This window comes from Clostridium celatum DSM 1785, assembly GCF_000320405.1.
In the GTDB taxonomy this organism is placed as follows: domain Bacteria; phylum Bacillota; class Clostridia; order Clostridiales; family Clostridiaceae; genus Clostridium; species Clostridium celatum.
Genome location: NZ_KB291605.1, coordinates 1 through 19,673 on the forward strand (window position 1 = coordinate 1; position 19,673 = coordinate 19,673).

General features: G+C 28.5%; 16 protein-coding genes, 1 tRNA gene, 1 other RNA gene and 3 pseudogenes. 15 read left to right on the forward strand and 6 right to left on the reverse strand.

The features are described 5' to 3' along the window. Positions 1 to 148: 148 nt before the first annotated feature. The 3 genes from HMPREF0216_RS01270 to ppcA all read left to right on the forward strand — a co-directional run bounded on the left by HMPREF0216_RS01270 (position 149) and on the right by ppcA (position 2,676). Positions 149 to 238 (forward strand) — tRNA-Ser (locus tag HMPREF0216_RS01270). 3 nt (positions 239 to 241) lie between these two features. Then, positions 242 to 505: signal recognition particle sRNA large type (ffs, locus tag HMPREF0216_RS16630), an RNA gene on the forward strand. Positions 506 to 1,059: 554 nt separating this feature from the next. Continuing rightward, the gene (ppcA, locus tag HMPREF0216_RS01275; RefSeq protein ID WP_005210230.1) at positions 1,060 to 2,676 is read left to right on the forward strand and encodes a phosphoenolpyruvate carboxylase; all 1,617 of its coding nucleotides are present in this window, start codon (positions 1,060 to 1,062) and stop codon (positions 2,674 to 2,676) included. A 114-nt stretch (positions 2,677 to 2,790) separates the two neighbouring features. Here the strand turns inward: ppcA and HMPREF0216_RS01280 are convergent, their stop codons facing one another. Then, positions 2,791 to 3,252, reverse strand: a complete 462-nt coding sequence (locus HMPREF0216_RS01280) for a dihydrofolate reductase (protein ID WP_005210232.1) — start codon at positions 3,250 to 3,252, stop codon at positions 2,791 to 2,793. Then, positions 3,253 to 4,044, reverse strand: a complete 792-nt coding sequence (locus tag HMPREF0216_RS01285) for a thymidylate synthase (RefSeq protein WP_005210234.1) — start codon at positions 4,042 to 4,044, stop codon at positions 3,253 to 3,255. It lies immediately after the preceding gene. Between the two features lie 357 nt (positions 4,045 to 4,401). Here HMPREF0216_RS01285 and dnaX point away from each other — a divergent pair. The 3 genes and pseudogenes from dnaX to recR all read left to right on the forward strand — a co-directional run bounded on the left by dnaX (position 4,402) and on the right by recR (position 7,252). Then, positions 4,402 to 6,025, forward strand: a pseudogene (gene dnaX / locus HMPREF0216_RS01290) (DNA polymerase III subunit gamma/tau). Positions 6,026 to 6,171: 146 nt separating this feature from the next. After that, positions 6,172 to 6,514 (forward strand): annotated as a pseudogene (locus HMPREF0216_RS01295) (YbaB/EbfC family nucleoid-associated protein). Between the two features lie 141 nt (positions 6,515 to 6,655). Then, on the forward strand, positions 6,656 to 7,252 hold the full coding sequence (recR, locus tag HMPREF0216_RS01300; protein ID WP_005210247.1) for a recombination mediator RecR: 597 nt from the start codon (positions 6,656 to 6,658) through the stop codon (positions 7,250 to 7,252). Positions 7,253 to 7,343: 91 nt separating this feature from the next. Here recR and HMPREF0216_RS01305 read toward each other — a convergent pair. Continuing rightward, positions 7,344 to 8,193: pseudogene (locus HMPREF0216_RS01305) on the reverse strand (DegV family protein). A 209-nt stretch (positions 8,194 to 8,402) separates the two neighbouring features. On the opposite strand from HMPREF0216_RS01305, the gene HMPREF0216_RS01310 reads away from it, so the two are divergent. From HMPREF0216_RS01310 to HMPREF0216_RS01335, 6 genes are all read left to right on the forward strand, one after another. Further along, positions 8,403 to 8,654 (forward strand): DUF2508 family protein, encoded by a 252-nt coding sequence (locus HMPREF0216_RS01310; RefSeq protein ID WP_005210253.1) that lies wholly within the window; start codon positions 8,403 to 8,405, stop codon positions 8,652 to 8,654. Positions 8,655 to 8,749: 95 nt separating this feature from the next. Further along, complete coding sequence (locus tag HMPREF0216_RS01315) at positions 8,750 to 8,998, forward strand: pro-sigmaK processing inhibitor BofA family protein (protein ID WP_005210255.1); 249 nt, start codon at positions 8,750 to 8,752, stop codon at positions 8,996 to 8,998. A gap of 461 nt (positions 8,999 to 9,459) precedes the next feature. Beyond that, complete coding sequence (locus HMPREF0216_RS17275) at positions 9,460 to 9,636, forward strand: hypothetical protein (protein ID WP_005210258.1); 177 nt, start codon at positions 9,460 to 9,462, stop codon at positions 9,634 to 9,636. A 244-nt stretch (positions 9,637 to 9,880) separates the two neighbouring features. Further along, on the forward strand, positions 9,881 to 10,957 hold the full coding sequence (locus HMPREF0216_RS01325; RefSeq protein ID WP_005210260.1) for a pyridoxal-phosphate-dependent aminotransferase family protein: 1,077 nt from the start codon (positions 9,881 to 9,883) through the stop codon (positions 10,955 to 10,957). A gap of 20 nt (positions 10,958 to 10,977) precedes the next feature. Continuing rightward, positions 10,978 to 11,886 (forward strand): D-2-hydroxyacid dehydrogenase, encoded by a 909-nt coding sequence (locus HMPREF0216_RS01330; protein WP_005210261.1) that lies wholly within the window; start codon positions 10,978 to 10,980, stop codon positions 11,884 to 11,886. Between the two features lie 29 nt (positions 11,887 to 11,915). Then, positions 11,916 to 13,160 carry a DUF1015 domain-containing protein gene (locus HMPREF0216_RS01335; RefSeq protein WP_005210262.1) on the forward strand — a complete coding sequence of 415 codons (1,245 nt, stop codon included), beginning with the start codon at positions 11,916 to 11,918 and terminating at the stop codon, positions 13,158 to 13,160. Positions 13,161 to 13,254: 94 nt separating this feature from the next. Here HMPREF0216_RS01335 and HMPREF0216_RS01340 read toward each other — a convergent pair whose 3' ends face one another. Further along, entirely contained in the window at positions 13,255 to 13,932 is a 678-nt protein-coding gene (locus HMPREF0216_RS01340; protein WP_341349457.1) for a 5'-methylthioadenosine/adenosylhomocysteine nucleosidase, read from the reverse strand. Between the two features lie 204 nt (positions 13,933 to 14,136). Between HMPREF0216_RS01340 and HMPREF0216_RS01345 the strand changes: the two genes are divergently transcribed. Then, a complete protein-coding gene (locus HMPREF0216_RS01345) occupies positions 14,137 to 14,856 on the forward strand; it encodes a tRNA threonylcarbamoyladenosine dehydratase (protein ID WP_005210264.1) in 720 nt (239 codons plus the stop codon). An 87-nt stretch (positions 14,857 to 14,943) separates the two neighbouring features. On the opposite strand, the gene HMPREF0216_RS01350 is transcribed toward HMPREF0216_RS01345, so the two are convergent. Further along, on the reverse strand, positions 14,944 to 15,561 hold the full coding sequence (locus HMPREF0216_RS01350; RefSeq protein WP_051040638.1) for a DUF4230 domain-containing protein: 618 nt from the start codon (positions 15,559 to 15,561) through the stop codon (positions 14,944 to 14,946). A gap of 220 nt (positions 15,562 to 15,781) precedes the next feature. Here HMPREF0216_RS01350 and HMPREF0216_RS01355 point away from each other — a divergent pair, with 220 nt between their 5' ends. After that, entirely contained in the window at positions 15,782 to 16,714 is a 933-nt protein-coding gene (locus tag HMPREF0216_RS01355) for a GNAT family N-acetyltransferase (protein ID WP_005210266.1), read from the forward strand. A 48-nt stretch (positions 16,715 to 16,762) separates the two neighbouring features. Here HMPREF0216_RS01355 and HMPREF0216_RS01360 read toward each other — a convergent pair whose 3' ends face one another. Further along, the gene (locus HMPREF0216_RS01360; protein WP_040418476.1) at positions 16,763 to 17,287 is read right to left on the reverse strand and encodes a PTS sugar transporter subunit IIA; all 525 of its coding nucleotides are present in this window, start codon (positions 17,285 to 17,287) and stop codon (positions 16,763 to 16,765) included. 510 nt (positions 17,288 to 17,797) lie between these two features. On the opposite strand from HMPREF0216_RS01360, the gene nagE reads away from it, so the two are divergent. Next, positions 17,798 to 19,246 (forward strand): N-acetylglucosamine-specific PTS transporter subunit IIBC, encoded by a 1,449-nt coding sequence (nagE, locus tag HMPREF0216_RS01365; RefSeq protein WP_005210270.1) that lies wholly within the window; start codon positions 17,798 to 17,800, stop codon positions 19,244 to 19,246. Positions 19,247 to 19,673 lie beyond the last annotated feature (427 nt).

Below are 19,673 nucleotides of genomic sequence, written 5' to 3' on the forward strand. Positions count from 1 at the left end.
AAAAGATTGAAGTTATATTAACTTCAATCTTTTTTGATATAGCTAAAGAAAATCTTTCTATTGAACTACAATAATATTTATGTTAGAATGAGAAAGTATCAAAAGATAATATATTTTAAATTATATTTATTTTTTTGATGTAGCATAAGGAGAGATGTCCGAGTGGTCGAAGGAGCACGCCTGGAACGCGTGTATAGGGGAAACTCTATCGTGGGTTCAAATCCCACTCTCTCCGCCATAGCCGTGCTAGATGGGGAGTCAGCGGTGCCCTGTAACCTGCAATCCGCTACAGCGGGATTGAATTCCTCACCTAGGCTTTAATTTGTTTGGTCTGCCCTATGCAAGTGATGTTGAGGGTTGGGTCCCACACGACGTAAGACTGTGAACCTCGTCAGGTCTGGAAGGAAGCAGCGATAAGCAGCCCCTGCGTGTGATGTGGATAAATCTTGCCTGAGTTAACTACATAGGTAACGCTTATAAATTACTGTCGAAGTGAGGTGCACGGTTTTAAAATATCCTTTCTTTAGAAAGAAAGGCTTTTTTAATGTTTAAGCATTTTAAGGAAAAATAATAGTGATGATAAGTGAAATATCTTAAAGTCATAATTTTAAAAAATTATTAAATTTGGTTACTCTTCAATAGGATTAACAATATAGGACAAAAAACAATAGGACAGAAAAATAGGGAAATTTCATTAGAAATATCCCTATTTTTCTATCCTTTTTTATTTTATCAATTAATGATGAATAAGAGGACTACTAAAAAGGAATAATTATGTTATTTGATACAAATTAATTAAAAATAAATATGCGATAAAAATACGAATTAAAAATAAAAAATAGAAAAAATAATACGTAAATAGTATAAATATATACATAAAAAGGAAGGTAGAGCAAACTTTATTTTATATGTTAGAAAAAAGAAAAATAATTACACCAAACTTTAGTGCAAGTAAAAAAAATAAAAATTGCATTTTTTAAATAAAAGTATTGTAAACTAATGCAAAAATGAAATATAATAAAAATATGAATTTCATAAATTTAAAAGGGGGCTAATAAAATGAGAAGTTTTCCAAATTCTATGATGACACAACATCCGGATAATGTGGAACAGTACATATCTATTCAACAGGAACCACAGGAGGCTATAGATGGGTTATTACCTCAAGACCAAGGTGGCTTAGGAATTGATGAGATAATGATAGATTTTGAGGGGAAATTAACACCATATCACCAAACATCACAAGTTGCTTTAGGATTAATTGCTAAAGGTGTTATACCAGGAAGAGATGTTAGAATTACACCAAGAATACCAAATGCAAATAAGGAATCTGTATTTAGACAGTTAATGAGTATAATGTCTATAGTAGAAACTAATGCACAAGCTTATCAATTAACACAGGAACAAGCAATAAGAGAGGTTGTAGTTCCTATGGTAGAAACAGGTCAAGAAATCTTAGAATTTCAAGAAAGGGTTAATTCTGTTATAGAGCTTGGAAATAAGAATTATCCTGTTAAGTTTGAAGAAAATAGTGTTAGAATAATACCTTTAATAGAGGATGTTCCGGCATTAGTTAATGTTGAAACTATATTAGATGAATTTTATCATGTATCAAAAGAAAAAGGACATAATATAGATTATTTAAGATTTATGATTGCCCGTTCAGATACAGCTATGTCTTATGGGTTAATATCTGGAGTTCTTTCTGTTGTTATGGCTATAGATAAAGCATACAAATGGGGAGAAGAACATGGGGTAGAGGTTGCACCAATATTAGGATGTGGATCACTTCCTTTTAGAGGACATTTTACAGGAAATAATATAGATAAAATATTAGAAACATATGCAGGGGTAAAAACTTTTACTTTCCAATCAGCATTAAGATATGATCATGGAAAAGAAGAAACTAAAAAGGCAGCTAGTGAGTTAAGAGAAAAGGTAGATTTATATAAACCAAGAAGATTTTCAGAAGAAGATATTGCATTAATGCGAGAATTTATAGGGATATTATCTAAACATTATTTAACGACGTTCTTAAAAGTAATTAATACGGTTTCGTTTGTATCTGATTTTATTCCTAAAAATAGAGATAGATTAACTAAAGCAAAGACTGGATTAGAATATAGTAGGGAAGTTGCTAATTTAGATAATATAGCTAATTTAGTTAGTGATGAAAAGTTAAAAGAGGAAATATTAAGTATAGATAATTCAACTGAATATGCTGTTCCTAGAGCTATTTCATTTACTGGTGCAATGTATACTTTAGGTATCCCACCAGAGCTTTTAGGAATGGGTAGAGGGCTTAAAGAAATAAAAGATAAGTTTGGTCAAGAAGGAATAGATAAATTAATAGAATTCTATCCTATGCTTAGAGAAGATTTAGGTTTTGCAGCTAAATTTGCAAATGCAGGGGTTTCTAAGAAAATAATAGATGAGGCAGCAAGACAAGAGTATAAAGAAGATATGAAGTATGTAAATGAAATATTGGATTTAGGTTTAGATTATGAGATTATGAGTGATAATGATTTTTATCACACTCTTCTAAAGACAACAAGACCTATAATTATGCATTTAATAGGTTCGGAAGAAGATATAATTAAGAATAAAACTGAAGAGCTTAAAATATTAAATGAATGGATAGTTAGAATGGGAAAAGTTAGAGGAAGCATTGGATAAAATTTTCGATTATAATCTAATAGTAAATAAATAAAAGTAAAAAAGTCGGCAATGCCGACTTTTTTACTTTAGAATAAATATTTTATTTTTTTGCTAAATCGATGAATTGATATTTTAAACCATTTTTTTCACATGTAAGTATTTCTGATTCAAAGGTAATAGAGAGAAATCATCATAATTTATCTGTGGAAAAGTAGTGTCACCTTTAAATTGTGAAAAAACTTTTGTTAAAAACATTTTATCCACACTGTGGATAAGTTGTTTGTAAATTTCACCTCCACCTATGATAAAAGCCAGTTCAGAGGTTTTTGAATACTTGTTGATAACTTCGGATATATTGTGGATAACTTCTACGTTAGGATTATCCACAGTATAGTTATTATCGCGTGTAATTATAACGTGTTTACGATTAGGTAAAACCCCAGGTAAAGATTCAAAGGTCTTTCGGCCCATAATTATTGTATGACCAGAAGTAATTTCTTTAAATCTTTTTAAATCCTCAGGAATATGCCATAAAAGTTTGTTATCTCCGCCTATAACATTATTTTCATCCATAGCGACTATGATAGCTAGCATTTAAACAGAAACCTCCATTTTTATTGAAGGATGATATTTATAATCTATAAGTTTTATATCATCAGCTGTAAAATCATAAAAATTAGTTATTTCAGGGTTAATCCAAAGTTTTGGAGCTTCGTATTCTTCATTTGCTCTAGTTAATTGAAGTTTCATTCCTTCGATTTGGTTTTCGTATATATGTGCATTGTTAATTACATGAGTAAATAGACCAGGTTTAAGTCCTGTTACTTGTGCAATTAAATGAACTAGCACTGCATATTGTGATGTATTAAATGGTACACCTAATGGCATGTCTCCACTACGTTGGATAAGCATACAATTTAATTTGCCATCTGTAACATCCCACATAGTCATGAAGCAACAAGGTTGCAATGTCATATGAGGTAAATCTTCTATATTCCACATAGTCATAAGCATTCTTCTATCTTGTGGGTTAGTCTTTAAAGTTTCAATAAGTTTATCAATTTGATGGAATTTAGCTATTTGATAACCATAACCACGTCCAATAGTATTATTTTCATCAACCCATTCATCCCAAATACGTACATTTTGCTCTTGTAATTTAGTTACATCGTTAGATTGATCTCTATAAATCCATAGCATTTCTTTAACAGCTGTTTTAAATGCAACAAATTTAGTTGTTAGAATAGGAAATTCCTTTTCTAAGTTAAATTGCATTATTTGATGTGGAAGCTTGTAAGTTGGCATACCAGTTCTGTTATTGTCATAATATCCGTTTTCTAAAATGTCTTCTATAATACTTAAATATTTTTTGTCATAAAGACTCATATTGTTCCCTCCTAATAGAATATATAATAAATATTTTACTACAAAATTAGACTTATATATCTAAAAATATTAAAAATATAATAAATAATAATAAGTTAAATAAATAACAATGTTGAAAGATGTCACGTTGAAAATATGGTTAAATAATTAACAAATAAGAAAGGGGTAAAAATCAAGTTCAGAAAAAACACAATAAGTGCATGCATAAAAGACTAATAAATATACAAATCAACTGGAAAAGAGGGAGAGCTAGTGGAAAAATATATTAAAATAACTCTAAGGGGGAAAAATCTTTATCTATTAATATAATTTGGGTATAATAAAAATAGGTAAATACATAAGAAAGAGGGGGATGTATTGGCATATACAGCTCTATATAGAGAATGGAGACCGAGGACTTTTAATGATGTTGTAGGTCAAGAACATATTACAACTACATTAAAAAATCAGATTTTAAACAATAGAATAGCTCATGCTTATTTGTTCTGTGGAACTAGAGGTACAGGTAAAACATCAACAGCTAAATTTTTTGCAAAAGCTTTAAATTGTTTAGATTTAAAAGATGGTGAACCTTGTAATGAATGTGAAATGTGCAGAAAAATTAATGAAGGGTTTAGCTATAGACGTAACAGAATTAGATGCTGCTTCAAATAATGGTGTAGATAAAATTAGAGATATAATTGATGATGTTAAATATCCTCCTCAAGAAGCAAGATACAAGGTTTATATAATGGATGAGGTCCATATGCTTTCAGCAGGTGCTGTTAATGCATTCTTAAAGACTTTAGAAGAGCCACCTAACAATGTAATATTTATTTTGGCTACTACAGATCCTCAAAAATTACCTATTACAATATTATCAAGATGTCAAAGATTTGACTTTAAAAGAATAAATAATAGTGAAATTACTGCAAGACTTAGAAGGATAGTAGATGAACAAAATGTATTAGCAGATGAAAAAAGCTTAAGTTTAATAGCTAGAGTTTCAGATGGAGCTATGAGAGATTCTTTAAGTATATTAGATCAAGCTATATCTATGGGAAATGGTAATGTAAATTATCAAACTGTAGTGAGTATGTTAGGACTAGTTACTAATGAGTATTTATTTACTTTAACTAATTCAGTAATTAAAAGAAGTGTTGAAAAATGTATTGAAATAATAGAAGAAGTAATATATTCAGGAAAAGATATTTATTTATTTATAAAAGATCTTATTGCACATTATAGAAACTTACTTATGGCAAAGGTTACAAACAATCCTGAAGAAGTGTTAGACATGTCTGAAGAAAATATTGCACTTATTAAAGAGCAAGCGGCTAGATTAAGGGCAGAAGAAATAATGAGATGCATAAGAGTGCTTCAGGATGCTGAAAATAATGCAAAATTAAGTAAACAAGCAAGATTGTACTTAGAATTAGCAATAATAAAAATGTGTAAAATAGAGTATGACACTTCAAGTGAAGTTATGTTAACTAGATTGAATAAGCTAGAGGAAAGCTTAAGAAATGGAAGTATAAAGGTTACTAGCACTGCAGTGGCTGATTCTGGTGAGATAAGTAAGAAAGTAGTTTCTAATAATATAAATAAGAATAAACAACTAGAAACTAATATAAATGAAAGAATTCAGGGAAATTCTAATTCTAAAATATCTATAAATGATGTACAAAAAGCTTGGAGAGATATTTTAGAAAGATTTAAGGCTAGAAGGGAAATGATTATAAGTTCATTAATTGGACTTGGTCGACCTATTTCTTGTTCTAATGGAGTAGTAAATATTCAATTTGATGATCAAAATGAGTTTGCTAAAAATAGGTTAAGTGAAACTAAAAATAGAACTATAATACATGAAGTATTTTCAGAAGTATTCCAAGATAATATAAAAGTTAATTTTATTATAGATTCAGGTGAAGATAGAGAAAAAAGTACTGAAGAAGTATTAAAGGAACAATTAGGTGAAGATATAGAATTTATTGATGAGTAAACTTATTTATTAAAATATCATAATATGTTTAACATAAACAAACAATAATTAGTATAAACAATAACAGATTTACTTTATTCTAGTAAATTATAAAAAAATACTATATAATTAAAAATAGATTTCATTTATGATAAGGAGGACTTTTTATGGCAAGAGGTGGATTCCCAGGAGGATTTGGGGGAGGAAATTTAAATAATCTAATGAAGCAAGCACAAAAGCTTCAAAAGGATATGGAACAAGCACAAAAAGAAATTGAAAGCAAAGAATTTGAGGCTTCAGTTGGTGGTGGTGCTGTAGTAGTTAAAGTTAATGGAAAGAAAGAAGTTTTAGCTATATATTAAAGAAGAAGTTGTTGATCCAGATGATGTTGAAATGTTAGAAGATTTAGTGCTAAGTGCAGTTAATGAAGCATTAAAGAAAGCTGACGAAGAAACTTCAAATAAAATGGGTAAATTAACTGGTGGATTAAATATACCAGGAATGTTTTAATATATATTAGGCATACAGAGTTTAACTCTTGTATGCCTTAAATATTAGTAAGAATATTGTATTTATATATACACAAACATAAATAGATAAATTAGGTGATAATAAAAAAATATATTATTACTTATAGAGAGGAGAAGTTTTATGGATTTTTATCCTGTGGCTATAGAAAAGTTAATTGAAGAGTTTGCTAAGTTGCCAAGCATAGGTCAAAAAACTGCACAAAGGCTTACACTGCATATTTTAAATTTACCAGAAGATGAAGTAAAAGAATTTGCTACAGCTTTAGTAAAAGCAAGAGGTACAATAAAATATTGCTCAGTTTGTGGAAATTTTACAGATAAAGACCCTTGTTCAATTTGTGGAAATCCAAATAGAGATAAATCTGTTATTTGTGTTGTTGAGCAACCTAAAGATATTATGACTATGGAAAAGGTTAAAGAATTTAATGGTGTATATCATGTTCTTCATGGAAATCTTTCTCCAATGCAAGGTAGAGGCCCTCAAGATATTAAAATAAGAGAATTGGTTGCAAGAATGAGCGCAGATATAAAAGAAGTTATAATAGCAACAAATCCTAATGTCGAGGGAGAAGCAACGGCAATGTATATATCTAGAATACTTAAACCATTAGAAGTAAAGGTTACAAGAATAGCATCAGGACTTCCAGTTGGTGGTGATCTAGAATATGCAGATGAGGTAACTTTATCAAAAGCTTTAGAAGGTAGAAAAGAGATTTAGATTAGTAGATAATGTAAAAACTTTTAATGAGGTTTTTAAAATTGTATAAATAAAGTCGGAATAAGCCGACTTTATTTATATACTAATAATTTTAATAGTGATATGCTACACCTATACTTCCAGGACCAACGTGTAATCCTATTATAGGACCTATAGATTGAACTTTTACTTCAGGTAAATTAAGTTCAGTCTTTAATCTATTTGCCAATTCTAAACCTTCGTTTTCACAATTTATATGATGAACTTATTAATCCCTTAATAGGGGATTTTTTATTTTGTTCTAAAATAGTTAAAACTATTTTATCAATTGATTTTTTCTTTGTTCTTACTTTAGTAAATACCGTAGTTTTACCATCCTCAACAGTAAGAATAGGTCTTATTTGAAGTAAAGAACCAAATAAAGCAGCAGCTCCACCTATTCTACCACCTTTTTTTAAATATTCTAAAGTGTCTGGTACAAATATAAATTTACTATTATTTATTACGTTGTTAGCGATATCTACAACTTCATCTAAAGATTTTCCAGAACTAGCAGCTTTAGCAGCCTCTAACACTGCAAATCCTGCTTGCATACAGTTACTTCTAGAATCTAAACAGACGATATTAGCATTAGGATAGGCTTCTAAAATCATTTCTTTAACTAAATTAGAAGTTGAAAAAGTGCCACTCATATCTGATGAAAGAAAAATTCCAACAACATCATGACCATCCTTAACTAGCTCTTCCATACAACTATAAACGTCTTCAATACTGGGTTGAGAAGATTTAGGTATTTCAGATGATTTAGCCATTTCTTCATAAAACCATTTATTAGATACGTCAGTTTCTCTATAGCTAACACCATTTAATAATACGTTTAATGAAACTATAGAAATTTTATACTTATTTATGTATTCGCTTGGCAAATAACAAGTACTGTCTGCAATTATACGTATGCTCAAAAAAACACCTCCTAAAATAATTACTATTATTTTAGGTATTATACCAAATAAATAATATTAAGTCATAAATTGAAAAAATATTAAAATATTGTTAAAAAATAAAAAAATAATTAAATCAAGAATATATGTTAATTAATTTGAATAAATAAAAGTAGAATACATTTTCAAAAAAATGGAAAGAATATAGAAAAAAGTTTTAGGAGGCAAAAATGAATATAAAAAATATATTAAACTTTATGTTAGTTAAGTATAATACAAATGGTAAAGTTGATAATGAAATACTCAAACAGATTGAAGATGTAATGATGGAAATTGAATCAGCTGAATGTATGTTTAATTCTGTTAGTGATCCTAAGCTAATAGAAGCAGCTATTTATAGAAGCGAAGCAGCAAAGAAGAGATATGATTATTTAATATCACTTGCTAAGAAAAAATATAAAGAACAAGTTTTAGAAGTATAATGGCAATAAAATATAATTGGTAGTATAATTAGTAGCAAGATATAATATACATAATATATGAATAAATGGAAAAAAATAATGGCATGGGGTGAAATATGAGTATAGAAATGATGATTTATGCGGTAATAGGATTAGCATTATTGTATTTAGTCATAAAACTTTTAAAATGGCCTATAAAATTATTAATTAACGGTATTGTTGGTGTTGTTTTATTATATATAACAAATTATATAGGATCATACTTTAATTTTTATATAACCATTAATCCAATAACAGCAATTATTGCAGGTTTTTTAGGTATACCAGGAGTTATATTTTTAATAATATTTAAATTTTTTTTATAAAATGAGAGAGGGAGCCTATTTTTAACATAGGTTCCCTAAAATTTTATATAGACGGGAGTTAGAAGATTTCATTAATCATCATCAGTGGAAAGCTTCTATATATTTATATAATATATAACCAGAAAAAATTTGTTACAAAATTTATATGAAATTAAATTAGGGCATAAGTACTACATCCACTTACGCCCTTTTCTAAGTAGATAAGTAATAAATAATTTTATCATCTTATCTACAATATTAAGTTACCCAGTAAAAATATAAATATGTATATAATTTATTGTTAAATTATATATACAGGTATATAATTTTATACTATATAAAGTTTAAGGAAATGCCTTCTCCTACTGTCGAAGGTATAAGTTTGATTAATGAAACTATCAAGTAGGTAACTTCCACTAACTAAATTATAGATTTAGAGTATTAGTTAAAATTTGGAATAGTGTTTAAAGGAGGAAAGTTATATGCCAGCTGGAAATGGTGTAAATTGCAAATATTGTCCTGAATATGAAAAGAAAACATGTGATGGAGATGATAAAGGATGTTTATGCTATAAATGTCCAAGACATTTAGGTCAATGTAAATGTGTAAAGTATTGTAGAGAAACAGAATCTATATTAATTTTTGATGAAGAATGGTAAGGAGTTGTAAAAACAACTCCTTGTTTTTTTATGTGTATTATTACATAAATAAAATAATACAATAATATATAAATATATAATGTTACCAATTAAGGTAGATTTCTGAATTGTTAAGTAAACTATCAAAAAAGTATGAAAATATAAAAAATATATAAAAAAATATATGGGAATAGTTGTAATACAAGTAAATAAGTAGTAAAATATCAAAAAGCAATAAATAAATTTAATAATTGGGGGAGATACAATGCATAAAAAGTTATTTATTCCTGGACCTGTAGAGGTGAGAAAGGAAGTTTTAGCTCAAATGTCTAAGCCTATGATTGGTCATAGGAGTAAAGAAGCATCAGAGCTTCAGAGAAGGATTAGTGATAATTTAAGGAAGTTATTTTATACAAATAGTGAAATTCTTTTATCGACTACTTCAGGTAGTGGACTTATGGAAGGTGCTATAAGATGCTGTACAGCAAAGAGAGCTGCTGTGTTTTCTGTTGGGGCATTCGGAAAAAGGTGGTATGAGATGGCGCTTTGCAATAATGTACCAGCAGATATATTTGAAGTTGAAATGGGAAAAGCTATAAGACCAAATCAAGTTGAGGATGTTTTGTCCACTGGTAAATATGACTTAGTAGCAGTAACTCATAATGAAACATCAACAGGTGTTATGAATCCAATAAAAGAAATTGGAGCTGTAATAAAAAAGTATCCAGATGTAGTTTTCATAGTTGATACTGTAAGTTCAGCAGCAGGAACAAAAATTGAAGTTGATGATTGGGGAATTGATATATGTTTAACATCAACACAAAAGGCTCTTGGGTTGCCTCCTGGAATGGCTTTATGTACTTTTTCTAATAAGGCAAAAGAAAGAGCAGAAAAAGTTAAAAATAGGGGGTTTTATTTGGATTTATTAGCATTATATAAATACATTAAGAAAAAAGATTATCAATATCCATCAACACCTTCAATTTCACATATGTATGCATTAGATTATCAACTAAACTATATATTAAATGAAGAAGGACTTGAAAATAGATTCGCAAGACATATAGAGATGGCCAATATAGTTAGAGAATGGGCAAAAAAATATTTTGAGTTATTTCCTGAAGAAGGTTATTTGTCAAACACTTTAACTACAGTAAAAAATACTAGAGGTATTAATGTTGCAGAATTAAATAAAGAGTTAGGAAAGAGAGGATTTCAAATTTCTAATGGGTATGGAGATATAAAAGAAAAAACGTTTAGAATTGCACATATGGCAGATTGTACAGTATTAGAAGTAAATGAGTTGTTAAAAAATATAAATGATATATTGGGGCTAAATTAAAGAGATAAGGGGGCTAATGAATGATAAGAGTGTTAGCTAATGACGGCTTGCAAGAAGGGGCAATTGATAGGTTGAAATTAGCAGGAATTGAAGTTGTAAACAATCATTATGACAAAGATAAATTAAAAGAGGAAATAAAAAAGTTTGATGTATTAGTTGTAAGATCAGCTACCAAGGTTACAGCAGATATTTTAAATGAAGCCCAAAAGGGAAATTTAAAACTAATAGTAAGAGCTGGAGTTGGAGTTGATAATATAGATATTATTAAAGCTAATGAATTGGGGATAATAGTAAAAAACACACCAAATGCTAGTTCAGATTCAGTTGCTGAATTAGCAATTGCACATATGTTTTCAGTTGCAAGATTTTTAGGAGATTCAAACTATACAATGAGAATAGGTGAATGGAATAAAAAGAAATATGAAGGAATTGAGTTAAGTGGAAAGACGCTTGGAATTATAGGCATGGGAAGAATAGGTAAAGCGTTAGCTAAAAAGGCTAGTGCATTAGGTATGGTTGTAATTTATAATGACATTTTTGGAAAACAAGAAAAATTACCATATGAATTTTTTACTATAGATGAAATATTAAAAAAATCAGATTTTATTTCTCTTCATGTTCCATATGATAAGACAAAAGGCTCTATTATAGGAAGAAAAGAAATAGGTATGATGAAAGAAGGGGCATATATAATAAATTGTGCTAGGGGAAAGGTTGTAGACGAAGAAGCATTATTAGAAGCATTAGATAGTGGAAAGATATCAGGTGCAGGAATAGATGTTTTTGCAGAAGAACCAACAAAAAATGAAAAATTAATCAATCATCCAAGAGTAAGTGTAACTCCGCATATAGGAGCAGCAACTAAAGAAGCTCAAAATAGAATAGGAGAAGAAGTTGCAACTATAATACTTAGTTTTTTTAATAAATAAAGCTTAAGAAAAATAAGGAGGAAAAAATAATGGCTATAATAAGACCTTTTAAAGCGTATAGGCCAATTAAAGGATTAGCTAAAAAGATAGCAGCACTACCTTACGATGTTATGAATACTGAAGAGGCACGTGAAATGGTGAAGGATAATGAGTATTCATTTTTACATGTTGATAGAGGGGAAATAAATTTTTTAGAAGATATTAATATATATGATGAAAAAGTATATGAAAAATCTAGAGATGTATTAAAAGAGATGATAGATAATGAATTTTATATTCAAGATAAAAAGCCGTGTTATTATATTTATAGGCAAACTATGAATGAAAAGAGTCAAACTGGATTAGTAATTTGTGCATCAATAGATGATTGTATAAATAATGTAATAAAAAAACATGAAAAAACTAGAGCTGATAAGGAACTAGATAGAATAAAGCATGTTGATTATTGTAATGCACACACAGGACCTATATTTTTAACTTACAGAGAAAATATAAAAATTTCAGATATAATAAATATTAGTATAAAGAAAGAGCCTATTTATGATTTTATTTCAGAGGATGGAAATGGACATACTGTGTGGATTATTGATGAAAATGACTTAATAAATAAGTTAACAAGTCTATTTATTAATGTAAAATATATGTATATAGCAGATGGACATCATAGAACTAAATCAGCAATAGAAGTAGCATTAAAAAGAAGAAAAGAAAATCCTAATTATACAGGAGAAGAAGGATTTAATTATTTTTTAGCTATAGCATATCCTGATAATGAATTAGAAATATTAGATTATAATAGAACAGTAAAAGATTTAAATGGACTTTCAAAGGAAGAGTTTATTAAAGCTATAGAGAAAGATTTTATAGTGAGAAAATCAATTAATAATGAAAAAGTTAAACCAAATAAAAGACATACATTTGGAATGTATATAGATAAAGTATGGTATAAGCTAGAAGCTAAGAAGAATTCTTTTGATGAAAATAATCCTATTGATAGGTTAGATGTGTCTATACTACAAAATAATTTATTATCTCCTATACTTGGAATCGATGATCCAACAAAGTCTAATAGAATTGAGTTTATTGGAGGAATAAGAGGATTAAAAGAGCTAGAAAAAAGAGCTGATAGCGATATGAAAGTAAGCTTTTCTATGTACCCAACAACTATTGAAGATATTATGAATATTGCAGATGCAGGGATGATAATGCCACCTAAGTCTACGTGGTTTGAACCAAAACCTAGAAGTGGATTATTTATTCATATGCTTAGTTAAAGAAAAAGTTAAGAATTATGAGAAATAGACTAAATGTATTTAATATCTAGTACCTCATAGTTCTTAACTTTTATTTTATAATATATTAACTAAATTAAAGTTTTGATATCATTGATTTTAATATGAATGTTGAATTTTTAACACCGATTGGAGTGAATTTTTCAAAGTCCATATGAGCACCATTATTTGCATTATCAGATATAGATCTAATAACAACAAAAGGTATATTATTTAAATAACAAACATGAGCAATGCTTGCACCTTCCATTTCACAAGCTAACGCACCAAATTCTTTTTCAAGCCATTTAATTTTATCAATTGAGGCAACAAACATATCTCCTGATACTATTCTACCAGAGAAAGTTTTAAAATCAGAAGCTTCATTGCAAGCTTCTTTAGCAGTTTCAACTAATCTTTCATCACACTTGAAATCGAAAGTATCTAATCTTGGAATTTGACCCATTGGATCACCAAATGCTGTAGTATCCATATCATATTGTACAAGATTTTCAGCAACAACAACATCTCCTGGATAAATATCCTTACCAATACCACCAGCAACACCAACATTTATTACTGATGAAACATTATATTCAGATGCAAGTATTTGAGTACAAATAGCAGCATTAACTTTACCAATACCACAAACTACAGCAACTACATCGTGTCCCCATAACTTACCTTTGTGAAATTTCATTCTTGCCTTTTCTTGAATATTTTCTAATTCCATGTCTTTTAAAAGAATTTCTAACTCTTCAGACATAGCGCCTATTAATCCCTAAAGTCATAATAAACCTCCATTAATATATATAAATTTTATTAACTTTACTTAAACTATATTATATACTGTGGTAGCATTAATTAATAGAAAATTTAATTAAAAAATAAAACAAAGAAAACCTATAGAATTACTTGTATTAATAGAGAGGTAAATATATAATAATCTCAAATACTAATAAACGAAGGAGAATAAGATATGGCTTTAAATGAATTTTGTAGAACTGAATTACTTGTAGGTGAAGAGGGGATAAATAAGTTACATAACTCTAAGGTAATAGTTTTTGGTATAGGCGGCGTAGGAAGCTTTGTTGTTGAAGCCTTAACGAGAGCTGGCGTTGGGAATTTAATATTAGTAGATAATGATACAATTTGTATTTCAAATTTAAATAGACAGATACATGCGACTCAAGCTACGGTAGGAAATGTAAAGGTAGAAGCAATGAAGGAAAGAGTACTTTCTATAAATCCTAATTGTAATGTTGAAGCTAAACAAGTATTTATTACTGCGGATAATATAGAAGAAATAATACCAAGTGATATTGATTATGTTGTTGATGCTATAGATACAGTAACATCAAAATTAGCATTAGCAGAATACTGTTATAAAAATAATATAAATATTATGAGTTCTATGGGAACAGGAAATAAAATGGATCCATCACAATTTAGAGTAACAGATGTATTTAAAACAAAAGTATGTCCTTTAGCTAAGGTTATGAGATATGAGCTTAAAAAAAGAGGCGTTAAAAAATTAAAGGTAGTATATTCTGAAGAAATGCCAATGAAACCAGATAAGGGAAGAGCTGTACCATCTCAAAAAAGACAAACACCAGGAAGTATATCGTTTGTACCACCAGTTGCTGGAATGATAATTGGAGGAGAAGTAGTTAAGGATTTAGTTGGAATTAACTCTTAATCAAATAAAGGAATACCACCTAATATTTAAAAGCCACTTTTAGCTTTTAGCTAAGAATGAAATAATATTTGGGGTATTCTTTTATTTTTATAAGATTAATGTAATTTTATAATATTCATTTGTTAAATTTAATAGTAGTTTTTCTAAGGAGCTTTGAGTATTAGATATAGCTTGATCATAAAAAATTGAATCTTTCATTTTAGTACTAAAGCTATCATATAATTTTTCATTCATTTTTTTTAGGTCCTCTGAAGATAAATCTAAATCACCAAACCTAAGTAAACCAAGTTCAGGCTCATCATAAATAGTTTTTGATTCATCTATAGATATACTGAAAATTTCAGGTTGAGGAATTTTAATTAATATTTCCTTGGAAATATCATTTAGTTCAATATCATCACTAGATAAATTAGAAAAGTCTATACAATATGCACAATTGGCGAAAAAAGTTATTTTTTTTGACTTCTTAAAAATATCTAAATTAAAATACGTATTATCCAAAATTAAAGTTTCACTAAGTTCAATTTCTAAAGGTATTAATTTATTAACATTTCGAACTTCTTTTACAAGTGTTTCTTTTGTAAGCTCATTAGAAGAAGTTATACTAAGTTTAGATATGTCTGAAGAAAAAAAATTAAGTTTATAAAAATATTTAGAAGCAATAATAAATAGAACAACTATAGTAAAACATAGTAATAAACGCAAAATACGAAAAGTCTTAAAGCCTTTACTTTTTCTAAATGAGAAGATAGAAGTCACCACCTTTTAATACTTAAATATATTTAATTCACATAAAACAAATATATTAAAATATCTAAAAGTATATTCCAAGCAATATTTCTATATTTGAGTAAACGTAGTTGAGTTTTATACAGATTTATTTGTATAATAAAAATAACTAATTTGTTTTTTTAGGAGAGTTATTATGGACAATCAAAAGGGAGTAAATATAGAGCTTATAAAGGGAACTTTAGATGATTATATAATTAAAGATAAAAATAAAATTGTTATAGGAAGATTTACTATTACAGAGTTGGACAAGGAAAATAAAAAGTGTAATATAAAATTAAAGTTCTATAGGGAAGATAATTATGAATTATTAAAAATTACATTAGAAACAATCCTAAAGGCCATATTCAAAAATAATAATACTTTCAAGGCTAATTTTATAGTAAGTGAAGATATAAACTTAAGAGCTTTTTTAGATATTGGGTTTACTTTAGAAGCCATATTTACAGATAATATATTTATAAAGGGAAATTTTTATGATGAGCTTAGTTTTGGAATTAATAGAAATGAATATTTAAATCAAGGAAGAAATAATATTGTAGAGTTGCAAGGAAAAAATATATTAATTAGAAATTTTACACCAGATGATGCTGAAGAACTTTTACAATATTATATAAGAAATGAAGAGCATTTAAAAGCATTTGAACCAGTTAGGGATAGTAGTTTTTATACTTATGAAACACAAAAAGAAATACTACTAGAAAGTTACAGGCAACTTATGACTGGAGTAGGAAGTGATTTAGGAATATATATAGAAGGAAAACTTATAGGGAAAGCTAAAATTTCTAGTATTGTATATGGAGTATTTAAGAGCGGAATATTAGGATATTCTATAGATAAAGAATATGAAGGAAAAGGTTATATGAAAGAAGCTATTAATTTAGTTTTAAATTATGCTAAGGAATATTTAGATTTGCATAGAATAGAAGCATCTGTATTAACAACAAATGAGAGATCAAAAGGTGTTTTATTAGCATGTAATTTTGAAGAGGTAGGAATTAATAAAAAATACTTATATATAAATGGTAAATGGAGTGATCATATAACATTTTATAAAATACTTTCATAAAATGTTATATAAAAAGAGCTAAGAATTTAATCTTAGCTCTTTTTATTATTAAACTTCGTAATTAACAACTATATTTTGACCAGCAACAACTGAACCAGATTCAACTGCATTTATTGATTTAGCAGAATCAACATTAGTTATTAAAACTGGAGTTGCAAGAGATAATCCTTTACCTAATATGAAATCTCTATCAATTTTAATGATTGGAGTTCCAGCTTTTACTTTTGTACCAGCTTCAACTAATTGTTCGAAACCTTCTCCATTTAAGCTTACTGTATCAACACCGATATGAACTAATATTTCTAATCCATTTTCTAATGTCATTGCAAATGCATGCTTAGTTCCGAAAACTAAAGATAAATCTCCGTCTGCAGGAGCTACTATAGTATTTCCTTTAACCATTATTGCAGCACCGTCTCCAGCCATTTTTCCAGCGAAAACTGGGTCTGGAACTTCTGATAGTGGTATTAAATCACCATCAGCAACAGCGATTAATGCATTCTTTGGAGCCTCTACTTTTGATTCTACTTTTGTTTCTGATTTACCAAATAACTTTTTAAAAAAATTAGCCATGATATTTCCTGATAATTCAGGACTCACATCCTTTCTGAAATAAGTTTACACATTTTATAATATATAGGTAATAAAATAAAAAGGCATAAGCACATCTTAATTAAGAATAACTTATGCCTGATTTAACAGTAACACGTTTCAAATTAATTATATATATTGAAAAATAGTATGTCAACAAAAATACAATAATAAAAATAATTAGAACTAAACATTTATACTAATAAGTAAAATTATAATAAAACGGACATATTAAATATAGTATTAATATTATTAAGAAAAATATAGAAAACGTTGACAGAAAAATATTGACAAGAATAAAAAACCATAGTAGAATAAAAATGTAAATTAAATAGCATTCAAATATGAGGCGTGCAACCGTAATAAGGGCATTAGCTGAAAAGGATATATTATATTCTTTTTGGCTTTTTTTATTATTAACAGAAATTATCTTATGTATTTTAACGGATAGCTTTATATTTGAAAATTAAAACAATAAGGGGGATCTTCATTATGATGAAGTATTTACAAAGACTAGGAAAATCATTAATGCTTCCAGTTGCTTGTTTACCTGTTGCAAGTATTTTAATGGGTATAGGTTACTGGATTGACCCAAATGGTTGGGGAGCAAATAATGTAGCAGCAGCTTTCTTAATAAAAGCGGGTAGTTCATTAATTGATAACATGGCAATTTTATTTGCTATTGGTGTTGGTGTTGGTATGTCAGATGATAACGATGGAACATCAGGTTTAGCTGGACTTGTTTCATGGTTAATGATTACTACTTTATTAGCTCCAGGTGCTGTAGCTATGTTTAAGGGTGTTGACGTTTCAGAAGTACCAGCAGCGTTTGGAAAAATTCAAACTCAATTTACTGGTATAATATCAGGGATAATTGGTGCAACTTGCTACAACAAGTTCAAGAACACTAAATTACCACCAGCTTTAGGTTTCTTCAGCGGTAAGAGATGTGTTGCTATAGTAACTTCAGCAACTTCAATAGTTGCAGCTTTAATATTATTCTTCGTATGGCCAATGGTATATGGAGCATTAGTTTCATTTGGTGAAGCTATTATTTCTACTGGTGCAGTAGGAGCAGGTATATATGCATTCTTTAACAGATTATTAATACCTACAGGTTTACATCACGCATTAAACTCTGTATTCTGGTTTGATGTTGCTGGAATTAATGATATAGCTAACTTCTGGGGACAAGCAGGAAATGGTGTATACGGACAAACTGGTATGTACATGACTGGATTCTTCCCAGTAATGATGTTTGGTTTACCAGCAGCAGCTTTAGCTATGTATCATACAGCTAAAGATAATAAGAAGAAGATAGCTGGAGGATTATTATTAGCAGCTGGATTATCTTCATTCTTTACAGGGGTTACAGATCCATTAGAATTTGCATTTATGTTCTTAGCACCAGCTTTATACTTTGTACACGCATTATTAACAGGTGTATCTGCATTTGTTTGTACAATATTACCAGTAAGAGCTGGATTTAACTTCAGTGCTGGATTAGTTGACTGGGTATTAAGCTTTAAGGCTCCAATGGCTCAAAATCCATTATGGTTAATACCAATAGGTCTTGTATTTGGTGTAATATACTATGTAGTATTCAGATTCATGATCGTTAAATTCGATTTAAAGACTCCAGGTAGAGAAGATGATGATGATACAACAGAAGAAATGGATGCAAAATTAGCTAACAATAATTTCACTGCTGTAGCTGAAACTATCTTAAAAGGACTTGGCGGAAAAGAAAACATTGTAACTATTGATAACTGCGTAACAAGATTACGTTTAGAAATCAAAGATAATACAAAAGTAAATGAAAAGATTATTAAATCTGCAGGTGTAGCAGGGGTAATCAGACCAAGTAAAACAGCTATCCAAGTTATAGTTGGAACTCAAGTACAATTCGTTGCTGACGAATTCAAAAAATTATGTAAATAATATATAGAATTATAATAAAACTTGTATTTAAAATTATTAGTAAGATTATTTAGAATAAGAAAATAGGATGAGATGAAATCTCATCCTATTTTTTTTATGAATTAGTTAGTAATTAATATGAGAGTTGTAGATTATTAGATGCAGATTAAAGAATAAAAAGATAACTTAACCAGGTGTATCAATACATGAAAAATAGAGTATTATGAAGAAAAATAAGGTAATAGGAAGTTATTTGTTTAAAATAGTAATATATAGTATACTTTATATTAAAGATACAATGGTATCATAAGTCTTGTCCTAATCGACACCAACAAATTTAAAAAGTTACTGATATTTAGGTTGATACAAATTAATGAAAATAAAAAATTAAAAAAGTGTTGACAAATAAGTAACTAGGTGATAAGATAAGGAAGTCGCTTGAGTGCGA